The organism is Methanocaldococcus infernus ME (assembly GCF_000092305.1).
Lineage (GTDB): Archaea > AGJL01 > Methanococci > Methanococcales > Methanocaldococcaceae > Methanocaldococcus > Methanocaldococcus infernus.
This window is the reverse complement of the sequence record NC_014122.1, coordinates 308920-327489: the sequence shown is the minus strand read 5'-3', so window position 1 is coordinate 327489 and position 18570 is coordinate 308920. Positions and strand designations below refer to the sequence as shown.

The window sequence follows — 18570 nt, the reverse complement described above, 5'->3', positions numbered from 1 at the left end:
TTTTTATTTAAAAAGAAAGAAAAAAGAAATTTTTAGAAGAATTTGGTTCTTAAAAAATAAAAAAGTTAAGAGAAGTTATTCAATTTTCATCTCTTTTATTCTCTTACCTAACTCCTTACCCATGTTGTAGCAGTTTGTTAATTCATCTTCAGTTGGGACATAGTAGAGCTCATACTGGTTGATGACTTCAAATCCACACTTCTTAATATCTTCAGCTAATCTCTCTACTCCTCCACCATTTCCTCCCATGGATCCAAAGACTAAAGCTAATCTCTTAAATCCAGCTCTGTTGAACTTTAAACCTCTTAAGTAGTAAACAAGATCTCCTAAGCTTGGGTATGGCTCATCATAGATTGTTGGAGCTCCAAATAAGACAGCCTTAGCATCTAAGATATCTTTAACAATTTCACTTCTTTCATCATAGTGTAAGAAGTACATAACTACTTCAATTCCTTCACTCATTAATCCTTCAGCAAGTGCATGTGCCATCTTTTGAGTGGAGTAGTGCATTGTGTCATAGACAATAACTGCCTTATCCTTAGCAGCCTTTCCAGTAGCAAAGTCTTGGTAAGCCTTTATAACTTTCATTGGGTCAGTCCAGATTTGTCCATGGGATGGAGCTATCATCTTTATCTTGTCTAATAATCCTAAGTCAATAACTTCCTGGAACTTCTTTAAGACTAACTTTGATAATGGAGTAATTAAGTTTGCATAGAACTTTTGGTTAGCATCCATTAAGACATACTCTGGAATATCCTTATCAAATCTCATGTGTGCTGGGAAGCATAAGTGCTGACCAAATGCATCATTTGAGAATAAGATTCCTCCTTCATTGTAGAATGTGAACATACTATCTGGCCAGTGTAAGAGAGGAGCTTCTAAGAATGTTAAGGTCTTTCCTCCTAAATCTACTGTGTCTAAGCTCTTAACAACTTTGAATGGAGCATTCTTTAAGGATGGGTAGTGCTTCTTTAAACCTTCAACAGCTACTTCAGTACAGTATATTGGAGCATCTGGGAACTTCTTGTGTATTTCTGGTAAGGCTCCACTGTGGTCTTTTTCAACGTGGTTTTGAACGATAACATCTATTTTAAACTCTCTACCTTCTTTTTCAAATGCATCTTTTATTCTTCCCCACATCTGAGCAGAGGTTCCTGGGTAGGTGTTGTCAATTATAGCAACTTTCTCATCACCAAAGACTAAGTAAGCGTTGTATGTAGTCCCTTTTAATGTGTATCCGTGGTACATTCTTATGTCCCAGTCTAAAACTCCAACCCAGTATACTCCATCAGCAATTTTTATTGCGTCTGCTTTCATTAGTCTCACCTTTTTGTTGTGTTATTTTACGGTTATTTATTTTTACACTACCTTATTAATTATACTTACGGTTTGAATTTTTGTTCTTATTCTATGCAATGTTACGAATTTAGTCCTTGACTACCTCAACTTTAAAATAGCAAGCGTCTCCTCCTGTAGCCATACATTCAAATTCATCAACAACTACAACACTGTTAAGTATATTCTCCAAAGCTCCAGCTAAGATTCCAGCATCTAAGTAACAGATGGGTTCATCAAATTCTAAGTTGCTACAGAGGGTACAATTATTAACCTTTAATATTAAAGGATCTTCACTAACAACTTCTAACTCTCCTAAGTTAGCCTTTTCAAAGAATTCTTTTAAGTCATTGAGATCTTTTATATCTAAGTGCTTTCCAAACTCATAACCAATTTCATAGAATGTTATAGCATTTCCATATTCTAACATCTTTTTTATAGCTATATAGACCATAACTTTAAAGAACTCTACAGGAACCTTTTTTTTAGATTCTCCTTTTAATAGTAATTCTATAGACTTCTTAATTAGTTTCTCATCATCTGGAATCTCTTTACTTTCCTCAGTCTTAGATAATTGCTTAGCTGTTTCAGCAGTTAGTATTAGTTTCATAATAATTCACCTAAAAAATTTTTAAATAATTAAAATAGGGAGATTATTAAAAAATAAAAATATTGGTGCTAAATTAGTCAAAAATCTATAAGATTTAGATGAAAATAGGAAAAATTTTTAATTATACTTCATAACCTTCTTGAAGTTTGTCCTTGTAGGATACTTCCCTGTTAGACAAGCTAAACATAAATCTTTTCTTCCTATAGCCTTTATCAGCCCTTCTAAGGAAATATAGCCTAAAGAATCAGCACCTATCTCTTTTCTAATTTTTTCTATATCTTTATTGGAAGCTATAAGCTCTCTCTTTGTTGGCATATCTATCCCATAGTAGCATGGAGAAATTATCTTAGGACATCCAATTCTTAGATGAACTTCTTTAGCTCCTGCCTTTCTAACCATCTCTACTATTCTCCTTGAGGTTGTTCCTCTAACAATACTGTCATCTACTAAAACTACCCTCTTCCCTTCAAGTACAGCCTTTATAGGAGAGAGTTTTAACCTTACAGCTAACTCCCTCTCTGTTTGAGAGGGAAGAATAAAGGTTCTGCCAACATATTTATTTTTCATTAGCCCTTCACAGTATGGAATCTTAGAAGATTCAGAATAGCCTAAGGCAAAGGTATTTCCAGAGTCTGGAATTGGAGAGACAAGATCAGCATCTACTGGATGCTCTTTAGCCAACTCTCTCCCTATATTTTTCCTAACTTTATAGACACTTATTCCATCAATTGTAGAATCTGGTCTTGCAAAATAGACATATTCAAACATACAAGTAGCTGCTTTTCTATAAACCTTCTCTCCCTCTATGTTTATGAAGTATTCTTCATCATTCTCTATCTTATAAACCTCTATCCCATCTTTACTTATCTCAACTATCTCCCCTGGCTCAACATCTCTAACAAAGTTGGCATTTAAAGTTGAAAGAGCACAGTCTTCTGAGGAAACATAAATATTATCTTCATCCCTTCCTAAGCATAATGGTTTAAAGCCCCATGGGTCTCTTATAGCAAAGATTCTATCATTTATCATTATTAATAAAGAGTAAGCCCCAACCAACCTTTTTAAAGTCTTCTTTATTGCTTCAATTACATCCTTAGTTTTTAACAATTCTCTAACTAAAAGTTGAGCTATAACTTCACTGTCTGTTGAGCTTGTAAATATATGCCCTCTCTTTTCCAACTCTATCCTTAACTCTTCTGAGTTTAAAAGATCTCCATTATGTGCTATAGCAATATTCCCAAAAGAGCTTCTAACAACAAATGGCTGGCAATTTTCTACAGCCTTTCCTCCAGTTGTTGAATATCTAACATGTCCAATTCCTAAGAAGCCTATAAGGTTCTGTAAAATTTCATCATTGAAGACTTCAGTAACTAAGCCAATATTTTTATAGTGGTAAATATTTTGGAAGTCACTTACTGCTATCCCAGCTCCTTCCTGTCCTCTATGTTGTAGGCTAAATAAGCCATAGTAAATTTTTTTAGCAACCTGTTCTCCACTCAGTGAGAAGATCCCAAAGATTCCACACATCCTTTTTACCCTCTCAATATTTTTATAGCCTCTTCCCAACTCTTCCCTTCAATGGTTATAGCATAAATTGCATTACACATTTTTATAGCTTCTTCTAATGGCCTCTGGTGAATATTCCTTCCTGTAGCATTTCCCTTAGCTCCACTAATATTAATTTGCTCCCAAATTTGCTTTAAGAATTTTTCTTCTTCTATCTTGCTACCTCCAGCACATAAAACTCCAGTTCTTCCAGCAGCTAATATAGTTTCTTTAAACTTGTATGAGTCTCCTGGATAGTTAACCTTAACAAAATCAGCTCCTAAGCATAGAGCTATCCCAGCAGCTCCAGCTATTAAATGAGGATCCTTTTCATTCTTAACATTCTTTCCTCTTGGATAACTCCACAAAATAGCTATTAGCCCATGTTTATGAGCTTCCAAGATAATTTTTGAAGCCTCTCTGAACATTATATGCTCATACTCACTTCCTGGGTAAATGGTGTAGCCAACTCCTAAGATATTAACTCCCCTCTCCTTTAAGTCTATTACATCTTGAATAGTAACCAAGGCTCTACTTATTGGATCCCTTGTTTTAACTAAATGAGTCTTTGAATTAATCTTAACTATGTAAGGAACTTTTCCATATTCCTCATATCTTGCAATTAAACCAAGTTGGGTAGCAAAGGCACAAATCTTTCCTTCACTTGCTATCCTAAAGAGATGCTCAGGATCAGCATCATCCTTAGCTATTCCCTCCCCAAAGAAGTCATCATTCATATGCTCTATCTTCTGATCTCCAGCAAAGATCATTAACCTTCCTGTCCCTTTGGTTAGCTCTTTATAGTTAGAAATATATTCTTTCTTAGCATACTCTGGCACAGTAAGGGGAACTTTAATATCCATTGTCTCACCAAAGTTTAAATTATGGATGTTGAGGAATTCTATAAACATTATAGCTTAGAATCTCTTCCTTCCTATGTTAGAGAGATTATCAAATTTGTTGATGAGAGGATAATGGAAGAGATTAAGGTAGAGGGCTTTATCTTAGATGCTGGCTGTGGCTTTGGAACCTTTTATGAGATAACAAAGAACTATGAAACAATATACTTAGATATATGTCTTGAGCAGTTGAAAAAATTCCCTATAGATAAAAATAAGGTTTGTGCTGATATAGAAAACTTACCCTTTAAAGATGAGAGCTTTGACACTATCCTATGTATAAATGTGTTAGAGCATACAAATCATGAAAAAGCTTTAAAAGAGTTATTTAGAGTTCTCAAAAGAGGAGGGAGGTTAGTGGTAATTGTTGTAAATAAAGATAGCTTTTTTAAAGAGCCTATATTCTTTGATTTTAGAGTTAAACATGAACCTCTAAGCTTAAAAGACTTTAAAGAATTTAAAATTATAAATTATTACTCTCTCTATTTTCTCCCATCCTTTATTAAGATACTTCCAACCTCAATTTTAAAAAGGTTCTTAAAGTTTTATAAGAGGTTGGATAAAATTTTATCAAGGAAATTTAAAAGAGGAGGACAGTTTTTAATAGTGGAAATGGTGAAAGTTTGAAACTCTACACTTTGCCAAAGGGAACATACACTGAAACAGCTGGAAAGAAGATTTTAAAATATTTGAATGCTAAGCTTTGTTATTGTCAAAATATCTATGAGATCTTTGAGAAAGCTAAAGATGACTATGGAATAGTTCCTATAGAGAATTCTATAGAAGGCTCTGTAAATTTAACCCAAGATTTACTTTTAGAGTATGACTATAAAATAGTTGGTGAAACAGTCTTAGATATCCATCATAATTTAATTGGGCATAGCAAAGAGAAAATAAAGATTATTTATTCTCATCCTCAAGCTTTGGCCCAGTGTAGAAAATATATAAAAAAGCATGGATGGGAAGTTAAGGCTGTTGAAAGCACAGCCAAGGCTGTAGAGTTAGCAAGCAAGAATGAAGAGGCAGGAGCTATAGGTTCAGAAGGCTTGGCTAAGCTACATGGCTTAAAGATCTTGGAGAGGAATATAGAAGACTATAAAAATAATAAAACAAGATTTATAGTTATTGGGAAGAAGGAGATAGATGGAAATTTCAATAAATATAAAACTTCAATAGTCTTTGAGCTAAAGGAAGATAAGCCTGGAGCTCTTTACCATATTCTTAAAGAGTTTGCTTTAAGAGAAATTAACTTAACAAGGATAGAGTCAAGACCCTCTAAAAGAATGTTGGGGACATATATTTTTTATATAGACTATGAGGGCTTAAACTTGGAAGTGCTGGAAAGCTTAAAAAGATATGTATCATTTTTAAGGGTTTTAGGGAGCTATCCTATATTAGTTTAGGTTTGTGAGACAGAGTTTAGATAGGTTTAAAAATTTTAATAGAGTTAAAAATTATCCTGTGAAATTATGATAAAAAAACTCTTATCTAAAAGAGGGCAAATATCAATGGAGCTCTCCATTTTAATAGCAGCTGCTGTAGCTGTTGCTGCTATTGCCTCATTCTATTATATAAAGAATGTTAGGGATAGTATGAGTAGGATAGAAACTACCAATGTTACTAATGCACTTAATAGTGTTAGTGAAAGGGCTGCAAGAAGAATTTCAGAACTAGTTAATTCTTAGGTATATAAATTTTATGGTTTTGTAGTAGAATAAAAGTTAGTTATTGTTATATACTCAAAACTTTATAATATTAAAGTACCTAAAAAATACTTAATTAGGTGATATAAATGAAAATATTAGAAAAACTATTATCTAAAAGAGGACAAATATCAATGGAGATTGGAATCTTAGTAGCAGCTGCTGTAGCTGTTGCTGCTTTAGCTGCTTATTTTTATGTAACTAACATAAAAAGTGCATCAACTAAAGCTGGACAACATGCTAACACAACTGTTGAGACTTTAGGAGGGGCTGCAGAGCAGGCCGCAGAAAAAATACAGAATATAACTTAAGTTAGAATAAACTTGTGATCCTCTTTGCAGGATATATTTAAATATCTTTTAAAAAATAGAAATATTAAATTCACTTCCTTAGCTCTTGCTATAATCTTCTTATTTATTTTTATGTCTTTTTTGAGGTTTAAAATGATTGGAATGCATAGTGTTATCAATGCATATCCTTCTATAGCTCCACTCTATGGATTAATTTTTGGCCCTTTTTATGGCTCATTAATTATTTTATTAGTTAATATTGTTAAATTTTTAATTAACCCTAAAGCTTACTATTTTGGAATTTTCTCTTTTCTTCCACCAATTCTTTCAGTTGTTTCAGCAGGCTATTTAGCAAGAAATAATTTAAAAGTTCCCATATTAATTTATATGTTTGGATTTATTTTATACTTTAATTCTTATGTTGGGAGAGAAGCTCCATATCATCCTATCTTTGACATCTTAGCCTTCCTTCTTTTAATTGGTGCTGGAAAAAAAATAATTAAATTATTATATTCTAATAATTCAATACATAGCTTTGTATCAGCTTTATCATTTTCCTATATTGTTGTTATGGTTGATCATCTTTATGGCTCAATTTTAGCCTCTTATCTCTACCATATTCCAGTAAATGATTATGTAAAGGCTATCCCAACCTATATATTTGAAAGGACATTAATGGCATTTCTTGGCTCAGTATTTATCTTTTTAACCATTAAATTAGTTAGAGAGCTTATTAAGATGTCAGATGAGTTAAAGAGCTTTATACTAAATGAATATATAAAAGAGAACTTTAAAACTAAGTTAGATATAAAAGTTGATAAAGAGCTTATGGAGAAATATGGAATTAAAGTTCCTGATGAAGAGTTTGTGAAAAAAGAGCTTGAAAATATATTTAAAACAATTAAATAATTAATCCCTTCCTCATCTTTTCTACAATCTCTAAAAATCTCTTTTCTTTCCTATCTTCAGCTTTTTCTAAGACATTAACTATTTTATCAATCTCTCTTTTAAATTCCTCATCCTTGTAATAGGCTAAAATTTTAGAGGAATATGTTTGCTCAACTATTGGATTTCTCTTTATAATGGCTAAGTTGGGCAAGCCTAAAATTTTTTGAATGTCATTAACTATTGTCTCTGAAATAGAGTAGCAATTATTAATAACAAAGCCTATAGGCTCACATTCTAAGTAGTTCTTTCCTATAACTAATGTGTTAATAGCCCCTTGTAAGCTTGGCCCTAAGGCTAAGTAGTCAAGCACCATAATAAAGTAGTGAGCAACCCCTAAGGCTAAGTATGTTTCAACTCCTGAAGTAGTTGCTGGAGAGTCTATAAAAACATAGTCATAGTCTAATTCATATAACCTTTTTATATGATCAAAGTCCATTTTTATAGCATCTACAATACTTTGCTCTATTGGTAAGATGTCTAAGTTATTAAACTCTGTCTCTATAATTTTTGTTTTTGACCCATTTACATTAAAGATGTGAGAAAGAGATTTAGAGCCAAGGTCACAATCTACCATTAAAACTTTCTTCCCCTTTTCAGCCAAGGCTACAGCAGTGTTAGCAGTTAATATAGTTTTCCCCACTCCTCCTTTAGCTATGGCATAGGTTATAACTTTCATAATAATCAACTATCTCTATCTTTTAGTATATCTATAACTATCTTATTTATTTTTATATCTTCCCATCTTTTTTCCCAGGCTAAGATATTCTCAATAATATCTAAGAATTCTTTACCCTTCTGAGTTATGTAATACTTCCCATTATTCTTTTCAATTAGATATTCACCTTCCAACTCATTCAACCTTTGAGCTAAGGTCCTTGTACTTAGAGATAATCCACTATTGTTTAAATTCTCTTTTATCTTTGTAAAAGAGTTCACTCCCAAGCTTAGAAGTCTTAATATTTCAACTGTTCCCTTCTTACCTATCAAATTTAATACTGACATACCCCATCCCCTAACCCCTTTACAAAAAATATTAAAAAATTTATAAAATTATTCTTCTCCATTATCTTTATTATCCTCTTCCTTCTTTTTAAATGTTTCTATAAATTTAACTTCTTTATATCCTAACCTCTTTATGATTTCATTAGCTATAACCATCTTTTTAACTTGGATATCTGGAATATATGGAGCAAATTCTGGTAACTCTATAATAACACTCTCTCCTTCAATTTTAACCTCTGGCTCAATTCTTGGTAGTGAAAGCTTTACAATCTCCTTAACAATTTGGACAGGATCTTCAACAACCTCCTCTATCTTGATTCTATACTTAACCTCTTTCCCAGCCAATGGGTGGTTAAAGTCTACAAGAACTCTTCCACTATTTACACTAACTATTCTTCCAGTAACTCCATCTATAGTTATTGGTAATCCAACAATTGGTTTAATTCCTCTCTTCTTAAACTCACTCATTGGCACAATCTTTAATAAATCTGGCCTTCTCTGACCAAATGCCTTTTCTGGAGGTAAAGTAACTTCTCTCTCTTCACCAACCCCCATCTCCTCTAAAACTTCATCTAATCCTGGTAAGATTTGCCCAGCACCAACAAAAATAGCTACTGGCCCATAAACCATATTCTCATTGTATATTCCTTCCTTCTTAGCCTTCTCCTCATCTGTTGTATCAAATAACTTACCATCAACATATCCATCATAGCTAACTTTAACCATCTTTCCCTTTTCAACCATGTTTTCCCTCTTTATGAAAATTTTTAGATAAAATTATTAATTTCCATTTTTATAGATTTCTTACTTTGGTTAATTTAAATTAATAAAATAGAAAGATTTATATGGAACCTCAAAGACATAAAATAACTAACAAAGAAATAGGGTGAGAGAGATGTTTGGAAGAGATCCATTTGACTCAATCTTTGAAAGAATGTTTAAAGAGTTTATGATGCCTATGGGTGGAGCCACAACAATGATAAGTTCTACTGGGATACAGATAAGTGGCCAAGGGTTTATGCCAATCTCAATTATAGAGGGAGATGAGCACATAAAGGTTATAGCCTGGCTTCCTGGAGTTGCTAAAGAGGATATAGTGGTTAATGCTGTAGGAGATACATTAGAAATTAGAGCTAAGAGAAGTCCATTAATGGTTACTGAGAGTGAAAGAATTATTTACTCAGAGATTCCAGAGGAAGAAGAGGTTTATAGACAAATTAAGTTACCATCAGCAGTTAAAGAAGATAAGGCATCAGCTAAGTTTGAAAATGGAGTTCTATACATAACCTTACCAAAGGTAGAGGGTTCAAGGAAGAGGGGAATCCATATTGAATAATCCCCTTCTTTTTTACTATATTAATCCAAATATTTAAATTGATGATAAATATGAAAGAAAAAGATTTAAAAAAGATAAAAAAGATAGGATATGAAAGGATAGACATTTTAATGAATCTTGCTGAAGAGGAAGCTAAAAGAGGGAATTGGGATAGAGTTAAAAGATATGTATATTTGGCAAGAAAAATAGCCATGAAGCTAAGGCTAAGATTCCCAAAAAAGTGGAAAAGAAGGATCTGTAAAAAGTGTGGAACCCTCTTAGTTTATGGAAAAAATGCAAGAGTTAGAGTTAAAGCTAAGAGATATCCTCATGTTGTTATAACCTGCTTAGAGTGCAACCACATCTATAGAATTCCAATGATCAGAGAAAAGAAGGAGAAGAGGAAAAAATGAGGGGACAAATATCTTTAGAGTTCACTATTTTACTATTGGCTATTATTGTTTTATCTACTGTAATTCTATCTAACTTTCTAAAGGAAAATGTTGGTAGTTTTGACTTTAATATTGTAAAGATAGATAATAAAGCTAAGGAAGCTATTAATTTATTGAATAGTGGCTACCCCTATCAACTAAATACTACTCTTCTTTATATTGGGATGAAATGGGAAAAAATAAATGACTCTTTTATAAATATAACACTTGGAGTTTCTCCAGATATTAATGACTCAATCAAAAACTTTATAATAAATTATATTTACAATGAGACAGGAGTTAACAGAAGTGTATATAGATTAAATTTAATTGAGGTTGAATAAAATGGTTGATCCTGATAAAATTAAAAGTTTAAAAGAGAAGAGTAAAAGAACACTTCAGGCAAGAAATATAAGAATTGTTATTCTTGTTGTCATTGTTATTATTGTAGTGTTTTTTGGATTTTTGACTATCACAACTATTATGTCTCAGCAAAAAACCACTAATGTAGTAGCTCCAAACTTAGATAAAATAAAAGAAGATGCTAAGAAGGCAGTAAATGAGATGTTTAAAGCTTATCCAAATGACCCTATGAAAAATGTATTTTTAGGAAAAATAGATGCTGCAACAAGCATTGAAGAGATTAATAACATTATAAATGAGGCTAAAGAATACATAAGCAAAAAGAAAAATTTAGATAATGTTAAGGAGAATGTAATAAACCTAATAGAGTCTGAGTATGGAGATCTATTACAGTATTCTCAGAAGGCTAAAGATGCTATCCTAAAAATAAAGTTGGCTAAAACTCCTGAAGAAGTTGAAAAAATTTATAACTCTTTAGATATAGTTGGAGATAAAAAAGAGATAGTTTTAAATCTAATTTTAAAAGAGTTGTCTTTAGGAGACAACTATTATTATGTTAAATATAAAGAAGACAATGAGACTAAGTCAAACTTTTACAGTAGAGCTAAGCTATTAAGCTTAAAAGACACTTTAAACTATCAAGCCTTAAAATCAATAAAAATAGAGCCTGTCTCTAACTTTAAAAAAGTAGCCTTAGAAGTTTCAGCTAAGCGGTGTGGAGAACTTCCTTTAGAAAATAGTATTGTAGCCATCTATAATAAGAATGGCTCATTACTAACTTATGCCATTGTAGATTCCTCTTATCTACTACTTGATTCAGTAAGTTATGGAGAAAGCAAAGATGTAAGTAATAGTATTAATTCTCCTGTGGATCAGTATAGTTCTTCTCAATCTTCATCAATAAGCTATAACTTAAATAATATTCCTGGAATTTTAGAGGCTACAGTTATAGGAAAACTTGACTATGATAAGATAAAGCAGATGTTTGAGAACTTTGGAATTAGACTTAATAAATTATCTAAAGAAACTCAGATTTTTGATAGTAAGATGAACTATTTCTTAATTTTGTCTGTCCCTGATGATGGTGTTGAGAAATTAATTAAGACAAATAAAAATGAAATAACCATTGTTTTAATAAATTCTGGTGAGTAGAATGAGGAAGATAACTTTATTTTTACTTTTTTTATTATCTTTAGGAGCAGTTAATGGCTTAGTTATAGCTGAGGTTAATTATTCTTTTTATTTCACTGGAGAACTTGTTAATAATAACCCATATCCAGTTTTTATAGGGCTTCCCTATAAAATAGATTTTGAAGAAAAAAGCTTAAGTGTTCCTAAAAGTGCTTTAGAGGTAGATATTTCTAAAGCAAATAGCTCCCTATTATATACTTATTATGAAGCCAATTTTAATGGAATAAAGGGAATTTGGCTCTATCCTTACTCATCAAAGAAGATAATTATTTACTCTGAACCAATAGTTAAACAGGTTTCAGTTTCTGATAACTTAACAGAGTATTCTATAATTGGCCCTGTAGTTTATAATAAAATAGATGTTATAAATTTGCATGATATCTTTAAAAATCTAAGATATAGGAATGTTGAAATTAAGAACTTTAAGATGTATGTCTCAGGATATATTAAAAAAGAAAATACTGAAACCCTCTCAATCATCTTCCCCATCCCAGTAATGTTTAATAGATATTCACAATTTTTCAAGATTAAGCCAGATTTAGATATTTGGACAACCTATGATAAGTGGTACTACCATCAAATAAAGAATGTAGAAAGATTAGAAGAAATAAAAAGTGATGATCCACTGATTCCTGAAAGTAATATAGATAACCCTCTAATTCCAAAGGGAATGTTAATCCAAAGCTCTTATTACATGCAAAAGATTCCCACTATCTATTATACAACCTCATCTGATGAACCATTAGAGTTTTCATATGTTATGTATAAGTGATTAACTATGAGAGGACAAATTTCCTTAGAATTTTCAATCCTTATTTTGGCTGTAATTGTATTTGTTATCATCTCAGTAGGTTATGTAGGAATCTATGGTTTAAATAGAAGTGTACAAATCAGTGCTATGAGCTTAGCTCATAGTTCAGTGGCTAAGATGAAAGAGAATATAGAGTTGGTTAGCTTAGGAGATATAAATACAACAAAAATAGTTTATATAAAAACTCCACCAGGAACTTGGAGCTCTAACAATAATATAATAGTATTTACCAACAACAACTTAAACTATAGTGTTTCAGCAACCTGTTCAGTAAATGTTGAGATGAATGGAAACTTAACTATAAACCAAGGAAGGACTATAAGAGCAGTTATAAGAAAAATTAATGATAATTTAGTTAGAGTTACTATAAGCTGAACCATCTTCTATCTTTTAACTCTTCCTGCTTAGCTCTATTCCAGTTGGAGACATTTTGTAAGTATCCTGTTATTCTACTGTACTTAGCTAAATTCTTTGACCTACAGTTAGGACAACTCTCTCTTAATCCTCCTGAAATAAAGCCACAGTGCTCACAGGCAGAGATATTTTTAGTGTAAGCCCAGTAACCTATATCCCTCTTAGCTATCTTTTTTGTAATATCCATTAAAACCTCTGGATCAGAGGAAACTTCAGTGTTCCAAACATGTAATATATGCCCTCCATTACAAATTGGATGGAACTTTTCTTCAACTAAAATTTTCTCTCCTAAGGTTATTGGAGCATTAACCCTAACATGTGAAGAGTTTGTATAGTATAGGGAGTTTATGTCATTTAGATCTCCATTCACTACACTCAAAGTTTCCTCTCTATAGTATTTGTAGTCAAGTCTTGCAAACCTTCCAGCTGTACTCTCTGCAGGGGTTTGTGTGACACTCCATCTTAAACCTGTTTCCTCTTTTAACCTTTCAGCATAGTCTCTCATAAATTTAATCACTCTAACTCCAAATTTTAAAGCCTCTTTACTCTCATGTAGCTCTTCTCCAATATGGTACTTTAACATTTCATTTAACCCAACAAAACCAAAAGCCTTAGTTGTGTATTCATATCTATAATATGGCTCTCCATCAAACTCTTGGGTTAGGAAAGGTAAAATTTTATCTTCATATAGTCTTTTTATCATCTCATCATGCTTTATGAGTAGAGCATCTTTAACAATCCTTAACCTCTCCTCTAAGATTTCAAATAGTCTATTGTCATCTCCATTAGCTTCATAGGCTATCCTTGGTAGGTTTATAGTGTACCACTGCATATTTCCAGTTCTTAGTGTATCCTTCTCAGGATCTCCTGTCCAGTCTGAGCTTAACCTTGTTCTACAGCCCATACTATTAACATTCTCTCCTTGCCAGTTCCTTGTTAAATTGACAAAGTAAGGAGTTCCAAACTTGGCTGACAATTCATGAATCCTTTCCATCATTTCCTCATGCTTAAAGGCATTATCCCTCAACTTAATAATAAAGTTTGGGAATAAAAATGGCTTTCCTAAGGCATCTCCTTCTGATAGAACATCAATTAAAGCCTTTAGTATGAGTTGAGCCTCTTCCTCATACTCTTCATAACTTCCCACTTCCTTCCCAGCAACAACAGCTGGCTTATCCTTTAAGTAATCAGGAATTTCAAGTTCAACATTTATAGAGCTAAAGATAACTTGTCCTCCTCTACTTACATACATCTGGTTTAGCTCATAAACAAACATCTGCATTAACTGCTTTATCTTATCATAGCTTAAGTTTTTAACATAGGGAGCTAACCAAACATTAAACTCATCTATACTTTGCCCTCCAGCCATGTTGGTTTGAGCAGCCATCATCACCTTAGCAGCATGTTGGATAGCTACTTCAGGATGCTTAGCTGGCTTACTTGTTGATGTATGTAATCCAGTCCCATCAACCTTTAACCCATATTTAAAGAAAGGTCTTAGGTCATGTTGCATACAAACTGGCCTTGTAGGAGCATATTCTAAGTCATGTAAGTGAATATCTCCTCTTATATGAGCATCAGCTATATACTTAGGGAACATCTCTAAGAGAGAATACTGTTTCATCACTTCATCAGCTACCCACTTATGTATAGACTCTGGGTTATGTAACATGTTAGCATTTTCCTTTAAACCATGTTTAATTAACCTCTTAATATCATAAACTGGTAAGCCTAACCTTGTATGCTTATGCCTTAACTCTTCATAGCCATACTCTATAAGCTTAACATTGACAATTTCTCTAATCATTGGAGCAGTTAGATACTTAACATTTAGTTTTAAGAGTTCTCTCTCAACTTCATCAGCTATTCTCTTAGCTGTTTCCTCATCAGCCTTAGCCTCTCTGATTAAAGCTTTAACTATCTTCTCCTTATTAAAAGGCTCAAACTCCTTCTCAGAAGTCCTTACTTTTAAAATAACTCCCCTCTTATATTTCTCAGCCAACTCTCTATTATATTTCCTTAAAATACTATAAACAATGTTTTTAATCTCATCTGTTGTAATTTCATCATAAACTTTAAGCATTAATTCATTCACAACCTTATTAATGATCTCTTCCTCAGCTCCACAATTTTTTAAGGATTTAATTAGCTTAAAAAGATCAAATTTTTCCTTTTTCCCATTTCTTTTAATAACTAAAAATTTAATATTTTTATTTAGTTTCTTGCTATCAATCATCATCTCATCTCCACAAAATAATATATTTAAATTTAAAATTAAAATAACAATCAATAATAATTTCTACTAAGTCCCTATAAAAAACTTTAGGTTCTTATTTAGCTTAAATTTTGAAAATAGGGTTAGTTATTCGTCTAAATTCATAAAAAAGAATAAATAGGTTTTTAATGTTGTAAAACAAGAAACATTTTTTACTTTAAAACCTTTCCAGTTCTTAAGTACCAAATATATAAATCAAGCTCAGAAAGCTTTAATCTTGTTTCTCTGGCTATATCTTCTAAAATTTTCTCTATCTCTAAATATCTTTTTTTAGATAATGATTTTGGGATCTCTTTTATGTAGTTATTGTCATGGAGCTCTCTTAATATATGCCTATCAATGATAGCTATATTGTCATAGCCAACATTTCTTAAAAAGTGACTTGCCTCTTTATATCCCAAGCCCTTTATGTGCTTAACTAAAAACTCTCTTCCTCTTTTTTCATCTCTAAAGTTTTGAATAATATCTTTAATATTATCTTTATATTTTCTTGCTTTTACTATATACTCAGCTCTCTTCTTGTAAAATCTATGCCCTAACTCCCTTAACCTTTTTTCAAGTTCCTCTTGACTTAGATAGAGAAAGCCATCATCAATTTCCTTCTGAATCTTTATTCCTAACTCTGCTGAAGAGTTGGCTGTTAAAAGGCAGAAACAAAGTTCTTTAAACCACTCCTCATTAGGTTTATCTTTAAAAGCTTTAAATTCTTTTATCCTCTCCTCTATAATTCTTGCAACTTCAGAATTTTTTAGCTCTTCAATCTTCTTTATAAGCATCTATCTACCCCAGAATATATTATTGGTGAGTTTCTGCATTAACTTCATATACTCCAAGAGAGCCTCTACTTCATCACTTCTTAGCCTATCTCTATACTTATGATAGAGCTCTCTCACATGCTCCTCAGGGACAGCTACATACATAATGTCATTCTCATCCACATGCCTCTTTAATGTACATTTTCCTTCTATGGCTATAGAAACAGCCTTCCCAGCCTTGGCTTCTTTAACATTCTCTCCTTTATCTTTAATCTCTCTTACTGTTCCTAATAACATTCCATCCTCTCTCATCAGTGGAGATCCAACTCTTAAAGTTCCTGCTAAGACTTCAACTCCACAGATAGCTGGATTCTTTTGCCTAAATATACAATCAGGCAATATTTTAACAATTGCTGGCCTAATAAGCCTCTCAAACTTCTCTTTCTCAATTCTTTCTTTTTCTTTCTTAACCCACTCAGTGAAGTCTTCAACAAGCTTATAAATAATATTATCTAAGAAAATCTTAACCTTATATTTCTCATTCTCCTTCTCAGCCTCTGGAAGGACTTTAACATTAAACCCTATTATGGCTCCATAAAGAGGATTACTTTGCTTATAACTGTAAGCTTCAATAATATCCTTCTTAGTTATATCTCCAACCTCTGCCTTAGCTATCTTAACCCCTTCCTTTCTTAACTCATTGGCTAAAGCTTCTAAGGATCCTATAGTGTCAGCCTTAATTAAAATTCCTTCCTCATCAGTTTCTATCTTAGCCTCTTCAACCTCTTTCATAACCTCTTCTTTAGCCTCCTCTATCTTATCCTTAGGAACTATTCTAATAGGTGAGCCAGCTATAACTCTCTCTAACTCAGGAGCAGCTATCTTAACCCCTGCAGCAGCAACAACTTCATCCACTGGCCTAAACTTGTCTCTTGGATCTCTCATCTCATCCAGTGGTTTAGGCTTTAAAAGAGCTTTAACCTTTGTTACTAAAACATCATTTGGTAATCCAACAACTAAGTAATCTCCTCTTCTTGCTATTCCGTCATAGATGATAGCGTCAATAGTTGTCCCTAACCCTTTCTCTTCCTTAACCTCTAACACTGTCCCTTTAGCATAGCCTTCAACATTTAACTTTAGCCTCTCCTCTAAGAACTTCTGAGCTAAACCTGCTACCATCATTAATAAGTCTGGAATCCCTTCTCCAGTCTTGGCTGAAACAGGGATAATACAGACAGTTTTTGTTAAATCCTTAACCCTTGAGTAGAGGTCAGCATCAAAACCTAACTCATTTAGATATCTAATGATATTGTTATATAGTCTAATCTCAAACTCAGTTAGTGCATTTGGGTGCTGAGCCTTCTCATTGAAGTTTAAGATAAATGGCCCCTCTCTTGAGTTCCAGCCTGGGATCAGATCTATCTTATTAGCTGCAACAACAAAAGGAGTTTTATACTGCTTTAATATATTTACAGCCTCAAATGTTTGAGGTTTAAAGCCTTCATTGATATCAACAACTAAGATAGCTATGTCTGCTAATGAGCCTCCTCTTCTCCTTAGGGAAGTGAAGGCTTCATGTCCTGGAGTATCTATAACCAACAAACCAGGAATTTTTAGATCAGCTTTTAACATCCCTAATAGTGGCTTACAAACCTTCTTTATAACATCTATTGGTATCTCACTTGCTCCTATATGTTGTGTCATTCCTCCAGCTTCTCTTTCAGCTACCCTTGTTCTCCTTATCTTGTCTAAAAGAGTTGTATTATGAACCAAAATTTTATTTGCCACAAAGTTGTGGATCTCTGTAGTTATATCATAAACATAGCCATCATAGTTAATGAATTTAAGATCCTTCACTGGAAGAAAAGAGAAGTTATCAATTAAATTTTTTACATAATTTAGATCTTCTACTCCAAACTCTCCTCTTCTCCATAGATCTATGAGTTCTCTCTTTATCTCCTCTCTTACTGATAATGAGTTTAAATACTTAATTGGCTCCTTTCTTAGCTCTCTCTTTCTCTCATTAAGCTCTTCTTTAAATAAATTGAGTAGCTCAACTATCTCCCTATATTTAAGATTATCTAACTCTTTTATCCCTAACTTCTCATAAATCTCCTCTTCACTGTAGCCAAATATTAACCTTAATCTCTCAAGCTCTTCCTTTAGAGGATACCTATTACAGTTAAAAAATTCCTTAGGGACTGCTAAATAGTCATTAAAGCTTAGTTTATCAGCTCTCTTCCATCCCTTGTTTGTTAAGAAGGGATGTTCAGGAGTTACTTTTATTTTTGCATGTTTAAGCTCAACATTAATTAAGTATCCTTCATGCTTAACTCTCCAGACATGGGAAGCTTTTAGCTTAGTAAATTCTCCTTTTTCACTGGCTCCATAAACTTCAATATTAAGCTCTCTAATTTCTTTATTGTCATCTTTTAAAACAACTTCCTTAGAGAGGTTAAAGAGTTCTTCTATATTTATAAATTCCTCAGTGTTAATATAGACATTTTCCTCAGGAGATAGACACTTACCATGATCAACATGTCCCAAGACACTAACTATTGGACATCTCAACCTACTTTCCTGTTTCTTTTTCTTAGCCATATAAATCCCCAAATTATAACCTTTAAATTTAAAAACCTAAAAAATTAAAAAAGTAATGTATTATTTCCAATCCCTATATTTA

General features: G+C 32.5%; 21 protein-coding genes. 11 read left to right on the top strand and 10 right to left on the bottom strand.

The features are described 5' to 3' along the window. Positions 1-75 precede the first annotated feature (75 nt). The 4 genes from METIN_RS01790 to METIN_RS01775 form a co-directional block, all read right to left on the bottom strand. The gene (locus METIN_RS01790) at positions 76-1317 is read right to left on the bottom strand and encodes an FprA family A-type flavoprotein (RefSeq protein ID WP_013099774.1); all 1242 of its coding nucleotides are present in this window, start codon (positions 1315-1317) and stop codon (positions 76-78) included. 109 nt (positions 1318-1426) lie between these two features. Beyond that, on the bottom strand, positions 1427-1945 hold the full coding sequence (locus tag METIN_RS01785; RefSeq protein WP_013099773.1) for a V4R domain-containing protein: 519 nt from the start codon (positions 1943-1945) through the stop codon (positions 1427-1429). Positions 1946-2062: 117 nt separating this feature from the next. Then, positions 2063-3472, bottom strand: a complete 1410-nt coding sequence (gene purF, locus METIN_RS01780; protein ID WP_013099772.1) for an amidophosphoribosyltransferase — start codon at positions 3470-3472, stop codon at positions 2063-2065. A 5-nt stretch (positions 3473-3477) separates the two neighbouring features. Further along, positions 3478-4353 (bottom strand): aldolase, encoded by an 876-nt coding sequence (locus METIN_RS01775; protein ID WP_013099771.1) that lies wholly within the window; start codon positions 4351-4353, stop codon positions 3478-3480. A gap of 21 nt (positions 4354-4374) precedes the next feature. Between METIN_RS01775 and METIN_RS01770 the strand changes: the two genes are divergently transcribed. The 5 genes from METIN_RS01770 (at position 4375) to METIN_RS01750 (ending at position 7291) form a co-directional block, all read left to right on the top strand. Next, positions 4375-5016: a class I SAM-dependent methyltransferase gene (locus METIN_RS01770; protein WP_013099770.1), complete on the top strand. Its 642-nt coding sequence runs from the start codon at positions 4375-4377 to the stop codon at positions 5014-5016. Continuing rightward, positions 5013-5792, top strand: a complete 780-nt coding sequence (pheA, locus tag METIN_RS01765) for a prephenate dehydratase (protein ID WP_013099769.1) — start codon at positions 5013-5015, stop codon at positions 5790-5792. The genes METIN_RS01770 and pheA overlap by 4 nt, the downstream gene beginning before the upstream one ends. A 105-nt stretch (positions 5793-5897) precedes the next feature. Then, complete coding sequence (locus tag METIN_RS01760) at positions 5898-6074, top strand: hypothetical protein (RefSeq protein ID WP_394295973.1); 177 nt, start codon at positions 5898-5900, stop codon at positions 6072-6074. 107 nt (positions 6075-6181) lie between these two features. Next, positions 6182-6403: a class III signal peptide-containing protein gene (locus METIN_RS01755; RefSeq protein ID WP_013099767.1), complete on the top strand. Its 222-nt coding sequence runs from the start codon at positions 6182-6184 to the stop codon at positions 6401-6403. Between the two features lie 132 nt (positions 6404-6535). Further along, the gene (locus METIN_RS01750) at positions 6536-7291 is read left to right on the top strand and encodes a hypothetical protein (protein ID WP_157198804.1); all 756 of its coding nucleotides are present in this window, start codon (positions 6536-6538) and stop codon (positions 7289-7291) included. Here METIN_RS01750 and METIN_RS01745 read toward each other — a convergent pair. The 3 genes from METIN_RS01745 to METIN_RS01735 are packed head-to-tail and all read right to left on the bottom strand — an operon-like array spanning position 7284 to position 9076. Continuing rightward, a complete protein-coding gene (locus METIN_RS01745; protein ID WP_013099765.1) occupies positions 7284-8006 on the bottom strand; it encodes a ParA family protein in 723 nt (240 codons plus the stop codon). The genes METIN_RS01750 and METIN_RS01745 overlap by 8 nt on opposite strands. Positions 8007-8011: 5 nt before the next feature. Further along, positions 8012-8332 (bottom strand): winged helix-turn-helix transcriptional regulator, encoded by a 321-nt coding sequence (locus METIN_RS01740; protein ID WP_013099764.1) that lies wholly within the window; start codon positions 8330-8332, stop codon positions 8012-8014. A 48-nt stretch (positions 8333-8380) separates the two neighbouring features. Further along, the gene (locus METIN_RS01735; protein WP_013099763.1) at positions 8381-9076 is read right to left on the bottom strand and encodes a peptidylprolyl isomerase; all 696 of its coding nucleotides are present in this window, start codon (positions 9074-9076) and stop codon (positions 8381-8383) included. Positions 9077-9227: 151 nt separating this feature from the next. Between METIN_RS01735 and METIN_RS01730 the strand changes: the two genes are divergently transcribed. From METIN_RS01730 to METIN_RS01705, 6 genes are read left to right on the top strand one after another with little or no spacing between them, the layout of a single operon-like run. Beyond that, on the top strand, positions 9228-9668 hold the full coding sequence (locus METIN_RS01730; protein ID WP_013099762.1) for an Hsp20/alpha crystallin family protein: 441 nt from the start codon (positions 9228-9230) through the stop codon (positions 9666-9668). A gap of 50 nt (positions 9669-9718) precedes the next feature. Next, positions 9719-10060: a ribonuclease P protein component 4 gene (locus tag METIN_RS01725; RefSeq protein WP_013099761.1), complete on the top strand. Its 342-nt coding sequence runs from the start codon at positions 9719-9721 to the stop codon at positions 10058-10060. Then, the gene (locus METIN_RS01720) at positions 10057-10422 is read left to right on the top strand and encodes a class III signal peptide-containing protein (RefSeq protein ID WP_013099760.1); all 366 of its coding nucleotides are present in this window, start codon (positions 10057-10059) and stop codon (positions 10420-10422) included. Before METIN_RS01725 ends, METIN_RS01720 begins: the two co-directional genes overlap by 4 nt. Position 10423: 1 nt before the next feature. Continuing rightward, positions 10424-11593, top strand: coding sequence for a DUF515 domain-containing protein (locus METIN_RS01715; protein ID WP_013099759.1), 1170 nt, complete (start codon positions 10424-10426; stop codon positions 11591-11593). A gap of 1 nt (position 11594) precedes the next feature. Then, positions 11595-12404, top strand: a complete 810-nt coding sequence (locus METIN_RS01710) for a hypothetical protein (RefSeq protein ID WP_013099758.1) — start codon at positions 11595-11597, stop codon at positions 12402-12404. A 6-nt stretch (positions 12405-12410) separates the two neighbouring features. Continuing rightward, on the top strand, positions 12411-12818 hold the full coding sequence (locus METIN_RS01705; protein WP_013099757.1) for a class III signal peptide-containing protein: 408 nt from the start codon (positions 12411-12413) through the stop codon (positions 12816-12818). On the opposite strand, the gene nrdD is transcribed toward METIN_RS01705, so the two are convergent. The 3 genes from nrdD to infB all read right to left on the bottom strand — a co-directional run bounded on the left by nrdD (position 12808) and on the right by infB (position 18488). Beyond that, positions 12808-15093, bottom strand: coding sequence for an anaerobic ribonucleoside-triphosphate reductase (gene nrdD / locus METIN_RS01700; RefSeq protein WP_048203301.1), 2286 nt, complete (start codon positions 15091-15093; stop codon positions 12808-12810). The two genes, METIN_RS01705 and nrdD, sit on opposite strands and share 11 nt — an antisense overlap. A 191-nt stretch (positions 15094-15284) precedes the next feature. Next, positions 15285-15908 carry an N-glycosylase/DNA lyase gene (locus tag METIN_RS01695; RefSeq protein WP_013099755.1) on the bottom strand — a complete coding sequence of 208 codons (624 nt, stop codon included), beginning with the start codon at positions 15906-15908 and terminating at the stop codon, positions 15285-15287. Beyond that, positions 15909-18488 carry an intein-containing translation initiation factor aIF-2 gene (infB, locus tag METIN_RS01690; protein WP_013099754.1) on the bottom strand — a complete coding sequence of 860 codons (2580 nt, stop codon included), beginning with the start codon at positions 18486-18488 and terminating at the stop codon, positions 15909-15911. Positions 18489-18570: the final 82 nt, after the last annotated feature.

Bases quoted from the DNA above. Each gene is read 5' to 3' on its own strand.
- METIN_RS01790 (WP_013099774.1), bottom strand. From the start codon at position 1,317: ATGAAAGCAGACGCAATAAAAATTGCTGATGGAGTATACTGGGTTGGA.
- METIN_RS01785 (WP_013099773.1), bottom strand. From the start codon at position 1,945: ATGAAACTAATACTAACTGCTGAAACAGCTAAGCAATTATCTAAGACT.
- purF (WP_013099772.1), bottom strand. From the start codon at position 3,472: ATGTGTGGAATCTTTGGGATCTTCTCACTGAGTGGAGAACAGGTTGCT.
- METIN_RS01775 (WP_013099771.1), bottom strand. From the start codon at position 4,353: ATGGATATTAAAGTTCCCCTTACTGTGCCAGAGTATGCTAAGAAAGAA.
- METIN_RS01770 (WP_013099770.1), top strand. From the start codon at position 4,375: ATGGATGTTGAGGAATTCTATAAACATTATAGCTTAGAATCTCTTCCT.
- METIN_RS01760 (WP_394295973.1), top strand. From the start codon at position 5,898: ATGGAGCTCTCCATTTTAATAGCAGCTGCTGTAGCTGTTGCTGCTATT.
- METIN_RS01755 (WP_013099767.1), top strand. From the start codon at position 6,182: ATGAAAATATTAGAAAAACTATTATCTAAAAGAGGACAAATATCAATG.
- METIN_RS01750 (WP_157198804.1), top strand. From the start codon at position 6,536: ATGATTGGAATGCATAGTGTTATCAATGCATATCCTTCTATAGCTCCA.
- METIN_RS01745 (WP_013099765.1), bottom strand. From the start codon at position 8,006: ATGAAAGTTATAACCTATGCCATAGCTAAAGGAGGAGTGGGGAAAACT.
- METIN_RS01740 (WP_013099764.1), bottom strand. From the start codon at position 8,332: ATGTCAGTATTAAATTTGATAGGTAAGAAGGGAACAGTTGAAATATTA.
- METIN_RS01735 (WP_013099763.1), bottom strand. From the start codon at position 9,076: ATGGTTGAAAAGGGAAAGATGGTTAAAGTTAGCTATGATGGATATGTT.
- METIN_RS01730 (WP_013099762.1), top strand. From the start codon at position 9,228: ATGTTTGGAAGAGATCCATTTGACTCAATCTTTGAAAGAATGTTTAAA.
- METIN_RS01725 (WP_013099761.1), top strand. From the start codon at position 9,719: ATGAAAGAAAAAGATTTAAAAAAGATAAAAAAGATAGGATATGAAAGG.
- METIN_RS01720 (WP_013099760.1), top strand. From the start codon at position 10,057: ATGAGGGGACAAATATCTTTAGAGTTCACTATTTTACTATTGGCTATT.
- METIN_RS01715 (WP_013099759.1), top strand. From the start codon at position 10,424: ATGGTTGATCCTGATAAAATTAAAAGTTTAAAAGAGAAGAGTAAAAGA.
- METIN_RS01710 (WP_013099758.1), top strand. From the start codon at position 11,595: ATGAGGAAGATAACTTTATTTTTACTTTTTTTATTATCTTTAGGAGCA.
- METIN_RS01705 (WP_013099757.1), top strand. From the start codon at position 12,411: ATGAGAGGACAAATTTCCTTAGAATTTTCAATCCTTATTTTGGCTGTA.
- nrdD (WP_048203301.1), bottom strand. From the start codon at position 15,093: ATGATTGATAGCAAGAAACTAAATAAAAATATTAAATTTTTAGTTATT.
- METIN_RS01695 (WP_013099755.1), bottom strand. From the start codon at position 15,908: ATGCTTATAAAGAAGATTGAAGAGCTAAAAAATTCTGAAGTTGCAAGA.
- infB (WP_013099754.1), bottom strand. From the start codon at position 18,488: ATGGCTAAGAAAAAGAAACAGGAAAGTAGGTTGAGATGTCCAATAGTT.